At 63.3% G+C, this 18,374-nt stretch carries 16 protein-coding genes; 10 read left to right on the top strand and 6 right to left on the bottom strand.

Translation table 11 applies throughout. From position 1 onward, the window contains the following. Nucleotides 1–56: 56 nt before the first annotated feature. Both WD767_18150 and WD767_18155 read left to right on the top strand, forming a co-directional pair. Nucleotides 57–1,232, top strand: coding sequence for a DUF2254 domain-containing protein (locus tag WD767_18150; protein MEX2618014.1), 1,176 nt, complete (start codon nt 57–59; stop codon nt 1,230–1,232). Nucleotides 1,233–1,368: 136 nt separating this feature from the next. Beyond that, on the top strand, nt 1,369–2,730 hold the full coding sequence (locus tag WD767_18155; GenBank protein ID MEX2618015.1) for an MmgE/PrpD family protein: 1,362 nt from the start codon (nt 1,369–1,371) through the stop codon (nt 2,728–2,730). Between the two features lie 3 nt (nt 2,731–2,733). On the opposite strand, the gene WD767_18160 is transcribed toward WD767_18155, so the two are convergent. Then, entirely contained in the window at nt 2,734–4,161 is a 1,428-nt protein-coding gene (locus WD767_18160; GenBank protein MEX2618016.1) for an ATP-binding protein, read from the bottom strand. After that, a complete protein-coding gene (locus tag WD767_18165) occupies nt 4,158–4,877 on the bottom strand; it encodes a response regulator (protein ID MEX2618017.1) in 720 nt (239 codons plus the stop codon). The genes WD767_18160 and WD767_18165 overlap by 4 nt, the downstream gene beginning before the upstream one ends. 200 nt (nt 4,878–5,077) lie before the next feature. On the opposite strand from WD767_18165, the gene WD767_18170 reads away from it, so the two are divergent. The 4 genes from WD767_18170 to WD767_18185 all read left to right on the top strand — a co-directional run bounded on the left by WD767_18170 (nt 5,078) and on the right by WD767_18185 (nt 8,061). Beyond that, the gene (locus tag WD767_18170; protein MEX2618018.1) at nt 5,078–5,599 is read left to right on the top strand and encodes a hypothetical protein; all 522 of its coding nucleotides are present in this window, start codon (nt 5,078–5,080) and stop codon (nt 5,597–5,599) included. 173 nt (nt 5,600–5,772) lie between these two features. Next, nucleotides 5,773–6,396 carry a glutathione S-transferase family protein gene (locus WD767_18175; protein ID MEX2618019.1) on the top strand — a complete coding sequence of 208 codons (624 nt, stop codon included), beginning with the start codon at nt 5,773–5,775 and terminating at the stop codon, nt 6,394–6,396. Between the two features lie 19 nt (nt 6,397–6,415). After that, entirely contained in the window at nt 6,416–7,090 is a 675-nt protein-coding gene (locus WD767_18180; GenBank protein ID MEX2618020.1) for a hypothetical protein, read from the top strand. Between the two features lie 14 nt (nt 7,091–7,104). Continuing rightward, nucleotides 7,105–8,061 carry an ABC transporter substrate-binding protein gene (locus tag WD767_18185; protein MEX2618021.1) on the top strand — a complete coding sequence of 319 codons (957 nt, stop codon included), beginning with the start codon at nt 7,105–7,107 and terminating at the stop codon, nt 8,059–8,061. Nucleotides 8,062–8,144: 83 nt separating this feature from the next. Here WD767_18185 and WD767_18190 read toward each other — a convergent pair whose 3' ends face one another. Beyond that, nucleotides 8,145–9,239 carry a mandelate racemase/muconate lactonizing enzyme family protein gene (locus tag WD767_18190; GenBank protein ID MEX2618022.1) on the bottom strand — a complete coding sequence of 365 codons (1,095 nt, stop codon included), beginning with the start codon at nt 9,237–9,239 and terminating at the stop codon, nt 8,145–8,147. A gap of 119 nt (nt 9,240–9,358) precedes the next feature. On the opposite strand from WD767_18190, the gene WD767_18195 reads away from it, so the two are divergent. Further along, nucleotides 9,359–9,646, top strand: a complete 288-nt coding sequence (locus tag WD767_18195) for a hypothetical protein (protein MEX2618023.1) — start codon at nt 9,359–9,361, stop codon at nt 9,644–9,646. Nucleotides 9,647–9,675: 29 nt separating this feature from the next. Here the strand turns inward: WD767_18195 and WD767_18200 are convergent, their stop codons facing one another. Continuing rightward, nucleotides 9,676–10,695: a S1C family serine protease gene (locus tag WD767_18200; protein MEX2618024.1), complete on the bottom strand. Its 1,020-nt coding sequence runs from the start codon at nt 10,693–10,695 to the stop codon at nt 9,676–9,678. A gap of 185 nt (nt 10,696–10,880) precedes the next feature. Here WD767_18200 and WD767_18205 point away from each other — a divergent pair, with 185 nt between their 5' ends. Both WD767_18205 and WD767_18210 read left to right on the top strand, forming a co-directional pair. Next, on the top strand, nt 10,881–13,178 hold the full coding sequence (locus tag WD767_18205; protein ID MEX2618025.1) for a UvrD-helicase domain-containing protein: 2,298 nt from the start codon (nt 10,881–10,883) through the stop codon (nt 13,176–13,178). A gap of 1 nt (nt 13,179) precedes the next feature. After that, on the top strand, nt 13,180–14,058 hold the full coding sequence (locus WD767_18210; GenBank protein ID MEX2618026.1) for a 50S ribosomal protein L11 methyltransferase: 879 nt from the start codon (nt 13,180–13,182) through the stop codon (nt 14,056–14,058). Between the two features lie 60 nt (nt 14,059–14,118). On the opposite strand, the gene WD767_18215 is transcribed toward WD767_18210, so the two are convergent. Further along, nucleotides 14,119–14,352 carry a DUF1127 domain-containing protein gene (locus WD767_18215; protein ID MEX2618027.1) on the bottom strand — a complete coding sequence of 78 codons (234 nt, stop codon included), beginning with the start codon at nt 14,350–14,352 and terminating at the stop codon, nt 14,119–14,121. A gap of 621 nt (nt 14,353–14,973) precedes the next feature. Between WD767_18215 and WD767_18220 the strand changes: the two genes are divergently transcribed. Then, nucleotides 14,974–17,010: an aminopeptidase P family protein gene (locus tag WD767_18220; GenBank protein ID MEX2618028.1), complete on the top strand. Its 2,037-nt coding sequence runs from the start codon at nt 14,974–14,976 to the stop codon at nt 17,008–17,010. A 19-nt stretch (nt 17,011–17,029) separates the two neighbouring features. On the opposite strand, the gene WD767_18225 is transcribed toward WD767_18220, so the two are convergent. Beyond that, the gene (locus WD767_18225) at nt 17,030–18,319 is read right to left on the bottom strand and encodes a S8 family serine peptidase (protein ID MEX2618029.1); all 1,290 of its coding nucleotides are present in this window, start codon (nt 18,317–18,319) and stop codon (nt 17,030–17,032) included. Nucleotides 18,320–18,374: the final 55 nt, after the last annotated feature.

Genomic DNA, 18,374 nt, shown 5'->3' on the forward strand with positions numbered 1-18,374 from the left:
CATAAGAATCCTGTTCGTCCCTCAGCGCATTAACAATTTATGATTCAGCCCTGGCGGTGGGGGCGGCCTTCCTGGCGCACTTCGCGGATTTCATCGATGCTGGCTCGCTGGTGCCGGAGATCGCGCCCGGAATCATCGAAAAGCTGCTGTCGATCATGTCGGCCGCGATGCTGCCCATCGCTACCTTCGCCGTCGCCTCGATGATCTCCGCCTATAATTCCGCCAGCAGTTCAGCGACGCCGCGGGTCTTTCCGCTGATCGTCGCTGACGATGTCTCCAAAACGGCGCTGTCGAGTTTCGTTGCCGCTTTCATCTTCAGTGTCGTGGCGCTGATTGCGGTGAAATCCAGTTATTACGGTCAGACGGGTTATTTTGTCCTGTTCGTCATGACTCTTGGCATGTTCGCCTGGATTATCGCCGTTTTCGTACGCTGGGTGGACAGTATCGCGCGGCTCGGCCGCATGGAGACGACCATCGTCAAGATCGAATCGGCAACGCGCGATGCGCTGGTAATCCGCCGCCGCTTGCCGAACCTCGGTGGCGTGCCAATGGGGGATTCTGCTGCATCCGGGAATGCCGTGTATGGGACGGATATCGGCTACATCCAGCATATCAACATGCGCGCATTACAGGACGAAGCGGAGGTCTCGGGATGTCGCATAGCGCTGGTCTCGTTACCGGGTACTTTCGCGGCGCCGGGCCGGCCGCTTGCTTATATCCGACCGGAAGAAGGAGGCGTGCCCGACATGTCGCGGATCACCGACTCGTTCCTGATCGGCAATGCGCGGGCCTTCGAGGAAGACCCCCGTTTCGGAATTATCGCAATGTCTGAAATCGCGGCCCGGGCGCTGTCGCTGGGGATTAACGACCCGGGAACGGCAATATCGATTATAGGCAGTTTCGTGAGACTCCTGGCGTCTTGGGCAAAGCCCCTTGAAGACGATGAAGCCTGTGAACCGGAATTCGACCGTGTGGAAGTGCCGGGACTGTCGGTGATGGAGCTGTTCGACGATGCCTTCATCGCCATTGCTCGCGACGGAGCGGGTATGGTCGAGGTCGGGGTGCGCCTGCAGAAGGCATTCCTGTCGCTGGTGTCGATAGACGACGCGCAGATGAAGGGAGCGGCACGGCATCATGCCGGACAGGCATTGGCCCGCGCCGAACGCGCGATGACCCATTCCACCGATATAGAAAGAATTCGCGCACTTGAAGAAAGAGTGCGTGGCGCGTGATTCCGCATAGCGTTCTTGTGGGACCATGCAGAATTGAGAGAATGTCGACGGACCATTCAATGCCGGCATGACAATTGCGCGTTGCGCCTTTGGCCCGGTATGCTCCCGATTGTGAGGATTGGCGCAGGAGATGGCGATGGCTGACAACGCAACCGAAGTTCTTGCAGGATTTGCGGCCGGGCTGACATATGACGCCATTCCCGCGGATGTCCGGGACTCGGCCAAGCTGCTGATACTGGATGCGTTCGCCTGCGCGGTGGCGGGCAACCTGGGCGAGGAAACCGGCCAGATGCAGGCGATGGCCACGGCCCTGGGATCATCGCAGGAGGCAAGTCTGATCGGCGGCGGACGGTTGTCGCTTGCCGGGGCGACAGTCATGAACGGTTACCTTATGACGGCGGTGACGATGTGCGACGTGCATCGCCCGACCCTCACCCATATCACGCCGGAAGTCGTGCCCCCGGCACTGGCGATCGGCGAGCGGGACGGCGTTTCCGGCCGTGATTTTCTGGCCGCTGTAACGGCGGGATGCGAAGTGACGACGCGGATCGGCATCGGGCTCGACTTTCCCGCCTTTCGCGGCAAGGGGTGGCACGGACCGGGAGTCATCGGCCCCTTTGGCTCGGCGGCGGCGGTCGGCAGCCTGCGCGGTTTCGATGAAGCGACAATGGCGCGCGCCTTCGGCCTAGCCGGCAGCCAGTCGGCGGGGACCTACGCCGCCTGGGGAACGCCGACCGTGAAGTTCCACCAGTGCCGTGGCGCGCTGTCCGGCTTGATGGCGGCGCTGCTGGCGGAAACGGGCTTCGTTGCGACCAGTGAAATTCTCACCGCTGCCGATGGCGGCATTTACAACAGCTATTCCAATGGCGGCCGCCCGGCGGATGCTGTCGCCGGCCTGGGCGACCATTGGGAAATGCAGCAGATCGGGGTGCGGTTGTGGCCTTGCGCGACGTCCCTGCAGAACGTCATGACGGCGCTGTCCGATCTTGTGGCGGCGAACAGTTTCGCGTTTGAAGATATTGCCAGGGCGACAATTGCGCTGGGCCAGACGCCCTTCGACATGCATGGCGGGTTCGCCATCTATACCGCGAAGTTCGAAGCGATGCTGTCGGCGCATTATGCGGCGGCGGTCTACCTGCGTGACCGGGAACTGACCCTGGCCCAGTTCGAACCGGAATGTTACGACGATCCGGCGCTGCGCCGCTTCGCCGCCGAGAATGTGGCAATCACCTGCGACACGACACTGGGTAACGGGCAGGCTGTTGCGACGGTGGAACTGACGGACGGTCGGGCCTTCACGGCGCGGTGCGAGGCGCCGCTGGGTGCCCCGGAAAATCCGATGTCCTTTGCCCAGGTGCAGGACAAGTTCCGCACCTATGCAAAACCGCGCTACAGCGAAAGCCAGATCGAGAAGGTGATCGGCGCCATCGGACACTTGGAGGAGATGTCCACGGTTCAGCCGCTGATCGACCTGCTGCGCGAACCGGAAACGCCGTGACTTCTATGCCGGGATGTCCAGCGGCAGGGTGACCGTGACGCGCAGCCCGCCGCCCGCCGCGTTATCCAGTGCGATATCGCCGCCATGGGCCCGCACGATGGTCCGGGCAATCGCCAGTCCCAGACCGATGCCGCCGGTTTCCCGGTTGCGCGATTCTTCCAGCCGGACGAAGGGTTCGAAAACGCGCTCGCGCGCGGCTTCCGGAATGCCCGGCCCATCGTCTTCGATGGTAATGATTGCGTCGCCTTGCGATGTGGATATGGCGACACGGGCGCGCTGCCCATAGGCAACCGCATTTTCGATCAGGTTCCGGAATACCCGTTTCAGGGCGTCCGGACGTCCGGTGATGTCGATCCGCTCGGCCGGGTCGCAGGCGATATCCATGCCGGTATCGGCCAGGTCGGCGGCCACGCTGTCGACCAGCGCGGCAATATCGACAATCCGGCTGGGTTCCGCCGTTACGTCTTCGCGGGCGAAGGCAAGGGTCGCTTCGGTCATGCGCTGCATTTCCGCCAGTGTGGCGATGATCCTGTCGCGAAGTTCCGCATCCTCGATGAATTCCGCCCGCAGCCGGATTGAGGTAATCGGCGTCCGCAGGTCATGGGATATCGCGGCGAGCATCTGTGTCCGGTCGCGAACGAAACGCTGCAACCGTTCCTGCATCCGGTTGAAGGCTTCGGTTGTGCGGCGGATATCCAGCGGGCCTTCTTCCGCCAGGGGCGCGGTATCGGCGCCGCGGCCCAGGCTTTCCGCGGCGCTGGCCAGTTGCGCCAGCGGCCGGGTAACGCGGCGAACCAGAACGATGACGATAATGACAAGCACGACGGCCGTGCCGCCGACCATGCTGAGGGTTGGGACCGCCCAGGACGGCGGCGGCGGCGTCACCAGCGTTTCCACATTCATCCACCGCCCATCCTGCATGCCGATGGACAGCGTCAGCCCGAATGCGGGCCGCAATCGGCGTTTTCGCGGCTGCTCCCTGCGGTCATCGTCGCGCCGTTCATATTCGTCACCGTCCCGTCCCCAGCGAAACGGCATCGGCGGCATCCGGTCGACCAGCCCGCCGGCGGTATCGACGTCCATGCGAATTTCGACGTTGTCGCGGCCCAGATAGCGCTGAAAACTTCGCCGAAGCGCCCAGTCCCGGGGTCGGGCGCCATCGGCGCCGACGGCGGCGGCATCGGATACGGTAAACCGTATCCATTCGTCGCTCGATTCCCCGGCGATCCGGGATGCCAGTGCGGCAGGTGTATTTTCGAGCAGGCGGAAAACCGCCGCGCTGCGCTGCAGGACCTGGGTTCGCGCGGCGGCGCGGGCGGCCATGCGGCGCTCGTCGACGAAAATGGCGAAGGTCGCCAGTTGCGCGACAACCAGTGCCGCCAGGATTCCGGCGACAAGCTGTCCCGCCAGGGTGCGCGGCCATATCCTCACTGCCGCAGGACCTCGGCGGCAAACATATACCCGCCGCCCCAGACGGTGGCGATCAGGGAGGGCGATTTTGGATCACGTTCGATCTTCTTGCGCAGACGGCTGACCTGATTGTCGATGCTGCGGTCGAACACGGCGGCCTCCCGCGACCTTGTATGATCCAGCAACTGGTCGCGGGTCAGCACCATGTTCGGGTGCCGCAGGAACGCATCCAGCAGGTTGAATTCGCCGGTGCTGAGGGGGATTGCCGCGCCGGCTTCATCGATCAGTTCCCGCCGCGCGGTATCCAGCGTCCATCGGTCGAACCGGATATTGCCGGTTGATACCGTTTGCCGCTGCGGCGGCAGGCTGTGTACCCGGCGCAGCACGGCCCGGATGCGGGACACCAGTTCGCGGGGATTGAACGGCTTGGTCAGGTAATCGTCCGCGCCCATTTCCAGCCCGACGATGCGGTCCGTTTCATCGGCCATCGCGGTCAGCAGGATGACCGGAATGGCGGAAGATTCGCGCAGGTGCCGGCATAGCGACAACCCGTCCTCACCCGGCATCATGATATCGAGCACGACCAGGTCGATGGCGCTTTTTTCCAGCATACGGCGGGCCGCTGCCGCGCTGTCCGCTTCGCTGACCCTGTATCCGTGCTGGCCAAGATATTTCACGAGGGGATCGCGAATGTCCCGGCGATCGTCGACGACCAGTATATGCGGCGTTTCTTCCATAGCGTCCCGCGTACTCCCTTTACCCGCATCATGCCGCCAATGCATGGCAGCGGGATAAAAGAATTGTATCAGAATGTCGCAAATGCCGCCGCCGGGACGATTGGCGACAAATTGGCGGTTTCCCGACATAGTTTCGGGATGGTTTCGGTGTCATCTGCTTCCTGTGAGAACAACCCGTTCCCCACTCGAAAGGAAGACAGATGATACGCAACAAGAAGATCCTGGTCGGCGTCAGCGTCATTGCCCTTGGCGCCCTGAGCGCGCTGGCGGTGGGCGCGTCGGCGCATGACCGCAATGGCGGCGGTTATGGCAAGCATCATGGCGGCCCGGGCATGAAACGGCATATGCATGCGGAGCGCCTGTTCGACCGGTTCGACCTGGACAAGGATGGCAAGGTGACCGTGGCGGAAATCGACACGGCCCGCGCCGACAGCCTCGCCAGGTTCGACGCCAATGGTGACGGGGTCCTGCAGCTTGAAGAATACCAGGGGCTGTGGATGGAGCGCATGCGTTCGCGGATGGTCGATGGTTTCCAGCGCCTGGACGATGACGGCGACGGCAAGGTCACCGGCGATGAGATGAAGGCGCCCATGACCCGTATCGCCCGCTTCATGGATCGCGATTCGGATGGCGCTATCACCCGCGATGAACTGCATCGCCGCCACAAGGGCGAACGCCGCCACCATCGCGACGACGAAAAAGACCGCCGCGACAGCAACTGACAGACATTCCGACCACCCGGCCCAACTGGCCCTTTCCGCGATGCGGGAAGGGCCATTTTTTTACTCGCGCCTAGGGCGGATGCTTGAAACCGTTGACTTCGTGGTTGGCACCTTCGAGAACTAGGATTGACGACACAGGCGCCTGGGGGGCGCAGAACAGCAACGGGGCGGCTATGAAACTTTATTACACGCCAAATTCACCTTATGCCCGGATGTGCCGGATCGTGGCCGACCAGGCGGGACTGACCAGCGACATCGAACTGGAATGGGTGACCCTGCGCAGCAGGGACAACCCGGTTATCCCGCTGTCGCCGCTGGGCCGGGTGCCGGTGCTGGTCGATGGCGACCTGACCCTGGCCGAGGCGCGGCATATCTGCGCCTATCTGGACGAAAAAGGCGGCCGGACGCAGACAGTCGCGCGCTATGGCGACTGGCAGGCCGTCGCGGCGGAAACGGAGGCGCTGGCCTTTCTGGACGCCATCACGGTCTGGTCGCGGGAAATCCGGCGGGCGGCGGAAGACCAGTCCGATTTCCTGCTGGAGGTCGAGGAAGAACAGGCGCGGCGGGAACTGGCCCATCTGAACACGACCCTGACCGTGCCGGCCGGCGCCCCGCCGCTGACTTTCCGGACGATCTGCCTGTTTACGGCGCTGGGCATGATGCGCTTCTACAAGCTGGTCCCCGACTGGCGCGAAACCTACCCGGCCGTCGCCGCCTGGTCGGATGCCTACGACGCGCTGCCGATTGTCGCCGCCACGGCGCCCCGCGCCGATGCGCTCAAGCCGCTGATACGCTGAAGGAAAGGGAGATCAGGTCATGACGATTGCTGGACAGGCCATATTGCTGGCGCTGCTGGATATCGATCCTGCCGTGGAAGATGAATTTAACGAGTGGTACAACCGCGAACACATGCGCGACCGCGTCATCGGTCTGCCGGGATTCCGCCGGGGGCGGCGGTTCGAATCCGCCGGCGGGAATCCGCGCTATGCCGCCCTTTACGAGGCGGAGAGCGCGGAATCCTTCACCAGCGAGGCGTACCTGTCGCTGATTCGCGATCCTGACGAAAACAGCCGGCGTTACCTGCCCAATTTCATCGGTCCGACCCGCTTCATGGGGCGACTGCTGGCCAGTGCGGGGGAAGGCGAGGGCGCGGTCGCCGGGTTCTACCTGTTCGACGCAGTGGAAGGACGCACGGATGCGCTGCGTCAGTGGCTGGCGGATACGGTGCCGGGGTTCACCGCCGAACGGGGCGTCATCGCCGCGCATGCCTGGGAGGTTGCGGCGGACCTGGTCGCGGCCTCGAAGCGGGTGCATCTGCGGCAGACCCCGGATCGCGTTCCCGGATTTGTCGTGCTGGTGGAGGCCGCGCGGGCCCCCGGGATCGCATCCGTCGACCGGTTGCTCATGGGTCCGGAAGGCATTGCGGCCCATGGCGGAACCGCGCCGTCGATTGCCGGCAATTACCGGACGGTTTACCGGGTCGGGCCCTGAAGGAGGCGTTTTCCATGCCGACCCTGACCATGCCGACCCGCGATTACGGGTTGATGATGCAGATGAAAGAGGATGTCGTCGAACTGAACGACGATATTCAGCTCGAATATCCCGAATTCGACAATATCCTCGTCGCCGCGCGCCGGATGGTGCGGGAACTCGCGTTCGATATCTGCGAAATGCCGGTCACGACCTATCTCTGCGCCAGGGCGCACCGTAAACCCTTCACCGCCATTCCCGTATTCATCACCCGCAATTTCCATCATGCGGCAATCTTCCATGACCCGAAATCGGGAATTCGCGAACCGCAGGACCTGGAGGGCCGCACCGTCGGGGTGAATCGCGGCTATACGGTCACGACCGGCGTGTGGGCGCGCGGGGTCCTGCAGAATGAATATGGCGTGAACCTCGAAAAGGTGCGCTGGGCCGCGACCGATGACGAACATGTTGCCGAATTCGAACTGCCGCCCAATGCGAACTACCTGTTCAGGGGGCGCAATATGGCCGACCTGTTCAAAACCGGAGATATCGACGCGGCGGCAGCGGTCTGGTCGGCGGTGCCCCCCGGCGCGCCGCCGCCGGGCGTGGAACCGCTGATCCCCAACGCGGTGGAGGCCGGTTTCGCCTCCTACCGGAAAACCGGCATCTACCCGGTCAACCACACCATCGTCGTGCGAGACGATCTGCTGGAAGAATATCCGGGCCTTGCGGTAGACCTGTTCGACGCGCTGACGGAATCGAAAGAGGCCTATTACGGCAGCCTCGACCGTTCGGGCGATCTGTCGGAAGAGGATGCACTGACGATCCAGTTGGAGGCGGGTATCGCCGGCGATCCGTTCCCTTACGGCGTCGAGCCGAACCGCAGGGCGCTGGATGCCCTGGCGCAGATGGCGGTCGACCAGCACATCACGCCACGCCGATTTGAGGTCGAGGAACTCTTCGCCGAGGGAACGCTGGATCTGATCGGGTAGGCGGTTGTCGCGGTTGATAAAATGGCAGGGCGGCGGACCCGTAACAGTCCCGCCGCCCTGCGCTATCATCGTCGCGATCTGATCTACGCCTTGAACGCGGCAATCGCCTTTTCGTCGAATTTCAGGCCCAGCCCCGGCGCGGTCGGCAGGATCAGGTCGCCCTTGTCGATCACGGGGGTTTCTTCGTAGAGCGCCAGCATCCAGGGCATGTATTCCACCGTCAGCCCGTTCGGGCAGGCGGCGACCAGATGCACCAGGATTTCCGGCATCACATGGCTGACAATGGGCAGGTTGAAGGCTTCCGCCATGCCCGCGATCTTCATCCACTGGGTGACGCCGCCGGCCCGGACGATATCCACCATGACGATATCGACCGACCGCGCCTCGATCATCTGGCGGAACGGCGCGATGCCGTACAGGTATTCGCCCCCCGCTATCGGCGTGTTCAGTGCGGCGGTGACGCGGGCGAGGCCCTGATAATCGTCCGCCGTGGTGACATCCTCCAGCCAGAACAGCCCGACTTCTTCCACCCGGCTGCCGATATCGATGGCCTGTTCCGGACGCCAGCGCTGGTTGATGTCGCACATCAGCTTGATGTCCGGACCGATGGCCTCGCGCACCACCGTGACGCGGCGGACCTCGTCGGCCGGCGACGGGCTGCCGGGCAGCGCCATCTGGGTCTTCATCTCCCGGAAGCCTTTCTGCACCAGGATCTGCGCCGCCCGTTGCGCCTGGTCATCGGTCAACCCGCGGCGCAGCGACCCGGAGGCATAGGTCGGCACGCGGTCCCGGTGCCCGCCCAGCAGTTTCCACAGCGGCTGTTCCAGCGCCTTGCCCTTGATGTCCCACAGGGCAATATCGATGGCCGACAGCGCCAGGGTGAAGATGCCGCCCGGCCCGCAGGAATCCCCGGCGCCGCTGCGCAGCTTCGCGACGATTTTCTCGATCCGCAACGGATCCTCGCCGACGGTCAGTTCGGACAATTCCTCGACCGCGACCTTCAGGCTGCCGGTCATCTTGCCGCCATAGAAGGTGACGGCGATGCCTTCGATACCGCTATCGGTGCGCAGGCGCAGCATGACGACGGGCCGGAACCGGCCGGCTTCTTCCGGCATATTCGCCAGCGGGTCGTCCTCCGGCACCTTCAGGATGGCGACTTCGTAACTGCTGATTTTCATGGTTTCCCCCGATGTGATTTTAGATTGGCCAGAGCCTACACATCTTTTGCGCGCGAAGGCCAGCACCGCCCGTCGGCCGTGCTATGATTGAACGGATCAATGCAAACTGGAGAGGCGGCATGGATATTCAGACATTCAGGGATTCGGTCCGCAACGATACACCCCCGGACGGTATCGACCGTGCCCTGCAGGCGCTGTGGCAGGATGCGAAGGGCGACTGGGATGCGGCGCATCAACTGGCGCAGGCCCAGAACGACGCGACCGGCGCCTGGGTGCACGCCTATCTGCACCGGGTCGAGGACGACCTCGCTAATGCCGGTTACTGGTACCGCCGCGCGGGAAAGCCGGCGTCGTCTGCGCCGTTACAGGAAGAATGGGACGAAATCGTCTCGGCGCTGCTGGATTGAGCAGCGCACTTCCCGCAATAGCGGCTGCGTCAGTGGCTGGTGCCGCGCTTCAGCCAGTCGTAGCGGTCGCCGGATTTAATGGTGACGTCCTCCATGCCGCCGGCCTGCCGCAGAACCGTAAGCGGAATATCGATCCCCGGTTCGCCCAGCGCCCAGACCTTGCGGTAAAAATCCATCTGTCCCGAAACCGGCTGGCCGGCGACGGCAACGACAAGGTCGCCCGCCTGGATGCCCGCGACCGCACCAGGGCCCTCGGCCGCCAGCCGGGAGACGAATACCCGCTGGCGGTGCTCTTCGGTGTAAACGCCCATCCAGGGATGCCGGGGTCCATCGGACCGGCCATTGGCGATCAACTGCGCCAGGATCGGTTTCAGCGCGTTGATAGGCACGAACATGTTGCCGGGGCTGGGCGTGTCGGGGCCCTGCGCGTCGCCAACGATCAGCGAACCGATTCCGACCAGCCTGCCGTCCTTGTCGACCAGCGCCGCGCCGCCGAACAGCGGGTAAGGCGGCTGGGTGAAGATCGCGTCGGGCAACAGGTATTCCCAGTAACCGGCAAAGTCGCGACGGGAAACGACCCGGGCCGGAATAGCGCTTCGCACGCCGCCATATCCGGCGACAAGGGCGCCGGCACCGGTTTGCAGGGACGATGAATCGCCTATCCGCATCGGTTTGACCGGTAGCGGCCGAGCCATCCGCAACAGGCCGAAGCCGGTGTTATGGTCATAGGCGATGACGCTGGCCGGTTGCGGTTCGCCGTCGGGCCCGGTCACCATCACCGACGACGCTTCGAGCACCAGATAACCGATGGTCACGATCAGGCCGCTCGAATCGATGACGACGCCATGGCCGTCGCGTTCCGTTCCCAGGGTTTTCGCTGACCGGGCGGTGCTTTCGGTCGTACTCTGGACGCGAACCACCGCGTGGAGTACGTCCTCGGCACTGGATTGCGCGGTAGCGGGAACCGGGACCGCCGACAGGACCGCAAAAAGAAGGACGAACGCCGCCGTTTGCTTTGCATATCCGAAAACGCGGTTCCACATATTCATGACGGATTCACCCGATAGAATTGCGAAAAAACTTCAAAACACAGCGTATCACGTTATTGCGTCGCGCCGTAATGTTGCACTGAAACGTGATCCGGCGCCTGAAAGTTCCGTCACCGTTTCGCTGTGGCAGCTTCTGCCCTATATAGGGTAGTACAGCATCCCTTTTAAACGAGACCTGTGGTTCGATGACCGACCCATTTGCCAGCGATCCGCTGGACTATGAAGAACCGGCGCCGTTCGCCCCGGCGCGGCCGGCGCCCTGGCTGGCCTCGCTGAACGAATCCCAACGCGCGGCCGTGGAAGCGCTGGACGGGCCGGTGCTGGTACTTGCCGGGGCAGGCACGGGCAAGACGCGGGTGCTGACGACCCGGCTGGCGCAGATCATCCACACCAATCGGGCGCGTCCCTATCAGATCCTGTCGGTCACCTTCACCAACCGCGCCGCACGGGAAATGCGCGAGCGGGTCGCGGACCTCATCGGCCCGGCGACCGAAGGGCTGTGGCTGGGCACATTTCATGCGCTGGGCGTCCGTATCCTGCGGCGCCATGCGGAACTGGTCGGGCTGAAGTCCAATTTCACCATCCTCGACACGGACGATCAGGTGCGGCTGCTCAAGCAGCTTCTGGAGGCCGAACAGATCGATGAGAAGCGCTGGCCGGCCCGGGTGCTGTCCGGGATAATCCAGCGCTGGAAGGATCGCGGGCTCACCCCGGCCAAGGTGCCAAGGGGCGATGGCGGCGAGTTCGCCAATGGCAAGGCGATCGACCTGTACCGGCAATACCAGGAGCGGCTGACCACGCTGAACGCCGCGGATTTCGGCGACCTTCTACTGCATTGCCTGACGTTGTTCACGGACAACCCTGATGTCCTCGCCGATTACCAGCGGTTGTTCCGCTATATCCTGGTGGACGAATACCAGGATGCGAACGTCGCGCAGTATCTATGGCTGCGGCTGCTGGCGCAGGGGCATCGCAACCTGTGCTGCGTCGGCGATGACGATCAGTCGATCTATGGCTGGCGCGGGGCGGAGGTCGGCAACATCCTGCGGTTCGAACAGGATTTTCCGGGCGCGACCGTGGTCCGGCTGGAGCGCAATTACCGCTCCACGCCGCATATCCTGGCGGCCGCGTCGGGCCTGATCGCCCATAACGAGGGGCGGCTCGGCAAGACGCTGTGGACGGACATGAACGATGGCGAAAAGATTGTCGTTCGCGGCGTCTGGGACGGCGAGGAAGAAGCCCGCTATGTGGGCGAGGAAATCGAATCCCTGCATCGCAAGCAGCACCGGCTGGACCAGATAGCCATCCTGGTGCGGGCCGGGTTCCAGACCCGTGAATTCGAAGACCGCCTGATGACTCTGGGCGTTCCCTACCGGGTGATCGGCGGCCCGCGATTCTATGAACGCGAGGAAATCCGCGACTCTCTGGCCTATCTGCGGCTGATCCATCAGCCGGACGACGATCTCGCCTTCGAGCGGATCATCAACAAGCCCGCGCGCGGCGTCGGCAAGACGACGCTGCAGGCGCTGCATGGATTGGCCAGAATTGAAGGCTGCTCGCTGTTCAGCGCCGGGGTGCGGATTGTCGAGACCGATGAACTCGGCACCGCGGCAAAGCGCAAGCTGAGCACCATTCTGGAGGATTTCCGGCGCTGGGGGCAGATGGCGGGCGGCGTGCCGCATACGGAGCTGGCGGCGACGGTTCTGGATGAATCCGGCTATACGGAGATGTGGCTCACCAGCAAGAAGCCGGAAGCACAGGGGAAGCTGGAAAACCTGAAGGAATTGCTGCCGGCGATGGCGGAGTTCGCGAATCTGGAAGGCTTTCTGGAACATGTCAGTCTGGTGATGGAGAATACCGAGGCCGCCGGTACAGATATGGTCAATCTGATGACCCTGCACAGCGCCAAGGGCCTCGAATTCGAAACCGTTTTCCTGCCGGGCTGGGAGGAAGAGCTGTTCCCGCATCAGCGCGCCATCGATGAAAGCGGCACCGCCGGGCTGGAAGAGGAGCGGCGGCTCGCCTATGTCGGGATCACGCGGGCGCGCAAGCGGGTCCGAATCTCCCACGCGGCCAGCCGCCGGGTCTATAACCAGTGGCGCAGCGCCATTCCGTCCCGGTTTATTGACGAACTGCCGCCCGAATGCGTCGAGGTGACGAGTGATTCGGGCCTGTACGGCAGTTCACGGGATGGCAGGCTGTCGGAATACGGCAGCGGTTCCGGGTTCGGCGGCGTGCCGTCGAAAACGGAGGGCGGCCCCGGCTGGCGCCGCTATCAGGCGCATGGCAAGGGGCAGAAATACATCGACTCGACTGCCTATACGGTTGTCGGGGATGAATCGGGATTTTCCGTGGGCGAGCGCTGCTTCCACCAGAAATTCGGCATGGGCGACGTCCGGGAAGTCGATGGCGACAGGTTGACCATCGCCTTCGATAATGCCGGCGAAAAGCGGGTCGTTGCCGCATTCGTGACCAGGCCGTAGCATGAACCTGACCGCCGATGGCTGGAAGATAGAGGTCTTCGTGCCGCCGCGCGCCGCGGCGTTCTTCGAACAGGCCTTCGAGCCGTTCTGTATGGCCCTCGTATCGTTTGAGGTGGAGGAAAACATCCTGTGGCGGGTCGAAGGCTATACCCTGGCGCCGCCGCCATCGGAGGCGCTGACAGCCGCCATTGCGATTGCCGCTGCCCGTGCGGGGGTCCCGGAACCGGAAGCCGTCTGCCTGCCATTGCCGGCAACCGATTGGGTGGCGGAAACCCAGCGTTCGTTTCAGCCGCTGCGGGCCGGGCGTTACTTTGTGCAACCTTCGCATTTCGAGGGGACGGCGCCGGCCGGAGCGCATGTCATCCTGCTCGATGCCGGTGCGGCCTTCGGAACGGGTGAACATGCGACGACGAAGGGCTGCCTGCTGGCGCTGGACCGGTTGGCGCGGACGCGGCGCTTCGCAAAACCGCTGGATCTAGGCTGTGGCTCGGGCATCCTGTCCATTGCTGCTGCATTGACCTGGCACGCGCCGGTAATGGCGGCGGATATTGATCTGCGGTCCGTTGCCGTTGCCCGCGCCAATGCGCGGCAGAACCGGGTTGCCGGACAGGTGACATCCCTGTGCAGCAACGGATTCGCCGCCCGCGCGATTCGCCAGGCGGCGCCTTATGATCTTATCCTGGCCAACATCCTGGCGCGGCCGCTGGTCGCATTATCGTACGCGATCCGTCGGCATATCGCGCCAAACGGCGTTTGCGTCCTGTCGGGTCTGCTGGCCCATCAGGAGCGGGAGGTCGGCGCAGCGTATCGTCGCCAGGGATTCCACCTGGTACGGCGACTCCCGATCGACGGTTGGCACACGCTTGTCCTCGCCCGGTAACTACCGTCCGGCTGCCATATCCCGTTTTACCGGGGGCCGCCGGATGGGCAGGGAATTCGCTCAGGAAACCCAGTAGAGCCGCTGGTCGCCTTCGTGGAGATGCCGGTAATTCAGCGGCAGTTCTTCACGCCGGATTCCGATATCGGCAAGCGTATGATCGTCAAGGCTGCCAAGATCACGCTGCGACGACCGAACCGCTCTTCCCGAAAACATCGTGCTTGTGAAATGAGCGATACGCGAGAACAGGTCGCTCGACTGCGATTGACCCGTTTCGGAAACAGTTATGTTCGCCATGTTCGATATCCTTTTCATAACAGAATGTTAATTCGCACCTATGCGAGTTCTTGCCTTCAATATATGCCGCAATAATGAATATTTGAGCGGAATTTTTGCGTTGCAGCATTGCGATTGACGCATGGCAAAACCGGATGAAGAATGCGACAAACTTGACGATTCCACGGCCGTTAGACGAAGGAATGCCCGCTGGCCGCCGGTATGTTGATTGATCGTGGGGGAAAAACGGTACCGCCTGCCGTCGTCATGGACTACGCCCCGTGGGGCGAAAAGTTATCGACGATCGGCGTCTGCTTGTCGTCGCGCGATGAGCGGCGGCAGGCGGTACCTGGGTCCGATACCAGGGGGGAGGATAGTACCGGACCGTTCTGTATTACTTCCGGGAAACACGGACCCGTTGGTTATTTCCTTGACCTCTTTGTACCTCAACGATTCGGGAATGTCAGCAAAAATATTGCGTTGCAGCAATAAATTTTGCAGGGCAATAAAAATTGCTGCTTTGCGGCAAATATTTGCGGATTCCTGCGGGATTTCATGAAAATGGGATTGCTGGTGCGGTTCAATTCTGTGAGTCTGGCGACAACCGGTGGGGCGCAGGTGGTGACGGAAAGGAAGTTGAAGATGGCGTCTGATGCACCGGATTATGACGGAGACACGGCGCTGCTATCGGAATTATCGGCGGCCGGCGTCACCCTGAACCGGGACGCCGTGTATTCGCTGGTCGCGGGCGTGGCTGGCGCCCCGGAAGGCCGGCGGCCCGACGCCTGGATCGACCTGATTGCCCCGCGGGCGAATGCGACGCTGCGTGACCAGTTGCAGGCGTTGAAACGGATGATATCACAGCAGGGCGATGGCGGTTTCGCCGAAGGCCCGGCGCCCGCCGCCCGGCTGGCGGCGCTGCGCGCCGAACTGGCGCGGCGCGGGCTGGATGGCTTCATCGTACCGCGGACCGATGCGCATCAGGGCGAATACGTGCCGCCGCATGATGAACGACTGCGCTGGCTGACCGGGTTTGCCGGGTCCGCGGGTACGGCCATTGTGCTGCGCGAAACGGCGGCGATTTTTGTCGATGGCCGTTACACGCTTCAGGTCCGCAACGAAGTGGCTACCGCGCTGATAGAGCCGATTCACCTGACGGATACGACGCCGGCGGATTGGATTGCCGCCAATTTGTCCGCGGGGAGCAGCCTTGGCTACGATCCCTGGCTGCATTCGGAGAATGCCGTTGACGCCTTCCGGCGGTCGGCGAAGCGGGTCGGATGCAATCTGGCGCCGCAGTTGGACAACCCGCTGGACGCGATCTGGCTGGATCAGCCGGCGCCGCCGATAGCGCCGATTGTCGCGCATGACCTGGCCTATGCGGGCAAGCCGTCGGAAGAGAAACGGGCCGAAATCGGCGCTGCCCTGCAAAAGGCCGGTTGCGATGCCGCAGTGCTGACCGCACCGGATTCAATCGCCTGGTTGCTGAATATCCGCGGCGGCGACGTGCCGCGCGCGCCAATGCCGCTGTCCTTTGCGATTGTGCATGGCGATGGCGCCGTCGACCTTTTTGTCGATCCGCGCAAGCTGGCGCCGGGCCTTGGCGCTCATCTTGGAAACGGCGTTTCCGTCAACAGCGAATCGGCATTTCCCGCCGCGCTGGCCGCATTGCAGGGCAAAATCGTGCGCGTGGATGCGGCGAGCACCGCTGCCTATGCGGTCGACCGGCTGAACGAGGGCGGTGCGACCGTATCGCGCGGCGACGATCCCTGCGCACTGCCAAAGGCGTGCAAGAATGCAGTCGAAATCGCCGGGGCCCGCGCGGCCCATGAACGGGACGGGGCGGCGCTGACCCGCTTCCTAGCGTGGTTTTCCCAAAAGGCGCCGACGGGTACGCTGCGGGAACTGGAAGCCTCCGACAGGCTGGCGAAATTCCGGTTTGGCGATTCGCTGATCCGTGATCTCAGTTTCGATACAATTTCCGGATCCGGCCCCAATGGCGCCATCGTGCATTACCGCGTGTCGCCGCGCAGCGACCGGCGGATCAATGTGGGGGAGCTGTTTCTGGTCGATTCCGGCGCGCAATACCTGGATGGCACGACCGATGTTACCCGCACCATTGCGGTCGGTACGCCAACGGCGGAAATGCGCGATCGTTTTACGCGTGTGCTCAAGGGCCATATCGCGATTGCGCGTGTGCGCTTCCCGGCGGGAACGACGGGCGCGCAACTGGACCTACTGGCGCGCCAGTCCCTATGGCAGGCCGGTCTGGATTTCGATCATGGAACAGGCCATGGCGTCGGCAGCTATCTCAGCGTCCATGAGGGGCCGCATCGCATTTCGAAGGCGCCGAGCACGGTTGCCCTGCAGCCGGGCATGATCGTGTCCAACGAACCGGGTTATTACAAGTCCGGCGCCTATGGGATCCGTATTGAAAACCTGGTCACCGTGGTGCCCTGCAAGGCGCTCGCGGGAAGTGAACGGGTGATGCTGGAATTCGATACCCTGACCCTGGCGCCAATCGACCGCAGCCTCGTGGATGTCGCGCTGCTGGATGCCGGTGAGATCGCCTGGTTCGATGGCTATCACGCCCGGGTCCGGGAAACGTTGTCGCCGGCGCTGGCCGGTCCGGACAAGGCATGGCTGGAAGACGCCACGCGGCCGATTCAGCAGGCGTGATGGCGGATTGGGAAGCGCCTTACTTGCAATTCGGCCGCATCCGGACGAGTCCCCAGCCAAAAACAGGGTCGCGCCCCGGGGGGCCGAGGTCCTGCGTCAGTTTACGCAGGGCGGCGCGCAACGCCACGGGGTCGGGCCTGGCGCCGCTGGCAATTTCCAGCGTGACGGCGGCCGTGATAAAGGGGGCCGCGAAGGAAGTGCCGCTCTGCAGCGCACCGCCGCCATTCATGGCTGTCCAGAGGCCCACGCCAGGCGCGGCGAAATCGATATAGTCGCCCTGGTTGGCATGGTCATAGGCGGCAAGTTGCTGGTCGATGGCGGTTACCGCCAGCACATTGGGATGGGCAGCCGGATAGGCCGGTTTCGCGGATGCGCCGCCATTGCCCGCCGCCGCGACGATCACCAGCCCCTTCGCCGATGCCCGTTCCATGAGCAGCGAAAGGACCCTGTTCTCCGATCCCGTCAGGCTGATATTGACGACCGGTACGTTCTTGGCAACCTGCCAGTCGAGCGCCTTCATCATCGACCCCAGGCTTGCCTTGAGCTTACCGTCCGGCGTTGCCGAAAAGATATTGGCCGCATAAAGCGAAGCGCCGGGCAGCAGCCCGTTCCACTGGCCGTCGTTGCCGTTGCCGATGAGGATCGCAGCTACGCCGGTGCCATGGTCGGAAACTCCGGGCTTGTCCTGGGCCGCGAGAAAGGATCGTCGCGCAATATTCCGGCCGCGCAGCGCGGGATGTTCCAGGTCGACGATGGTATCGATGATTCCGATGCGCAACCCGGCGCCGCAATCCCGCGAAACCTCGCCCCAGCCGAATAGCTTTCGCCCGTAATCGCCCTTCTGGCCGGACCCGGGACTCAGTCGCTGGTTCGCGCCCGAAACGACGGACGGGTATTGGGCGCGGATCGAGGCAAGCGCCTGGTCCACGGTGACATCCGCCGGTGTCCGTAACCGCAAGACGGTCATGTCCAAAGCATCCAGGCGGATCCGTTCAATAAGGGCGTATCCATCACGCACCATGGCGCGCAGGAACCCGGAAGGCGGATCGACAATGAGGACTTCGCGCGGTTCGTGGGCTTCCGCATCCGTATCGGCAAAGGCCGGCGCCGACGCATTGTCACCTGCGGCGGGCTGACCCGGAGATTGCGGCGCTACAGCGGGGGCCGGGCTTTCAGTCTGCTTTTCCGTGCTGCCGATGACATTGCCGTTCTTGTCGTACTGCAGGATACTCGTGCTCGACTGCGCGACGGCGAGGGACGCACCGAAGGTAAAAAGGAACAATCCGGCCACCATACGGACAAAGATCATGTCGTCGGGCTCCTCCGGTCCTGGCCATCGGTGCCAGCGCCGCATAGCAATCCGC

This window comes from Alphaproteobacteria bacterium (assembly GCA_040905865.1).
Lineage (GTDB): Bacteria > Pseudomonadota > Alphaproteobacteria > UBA8366.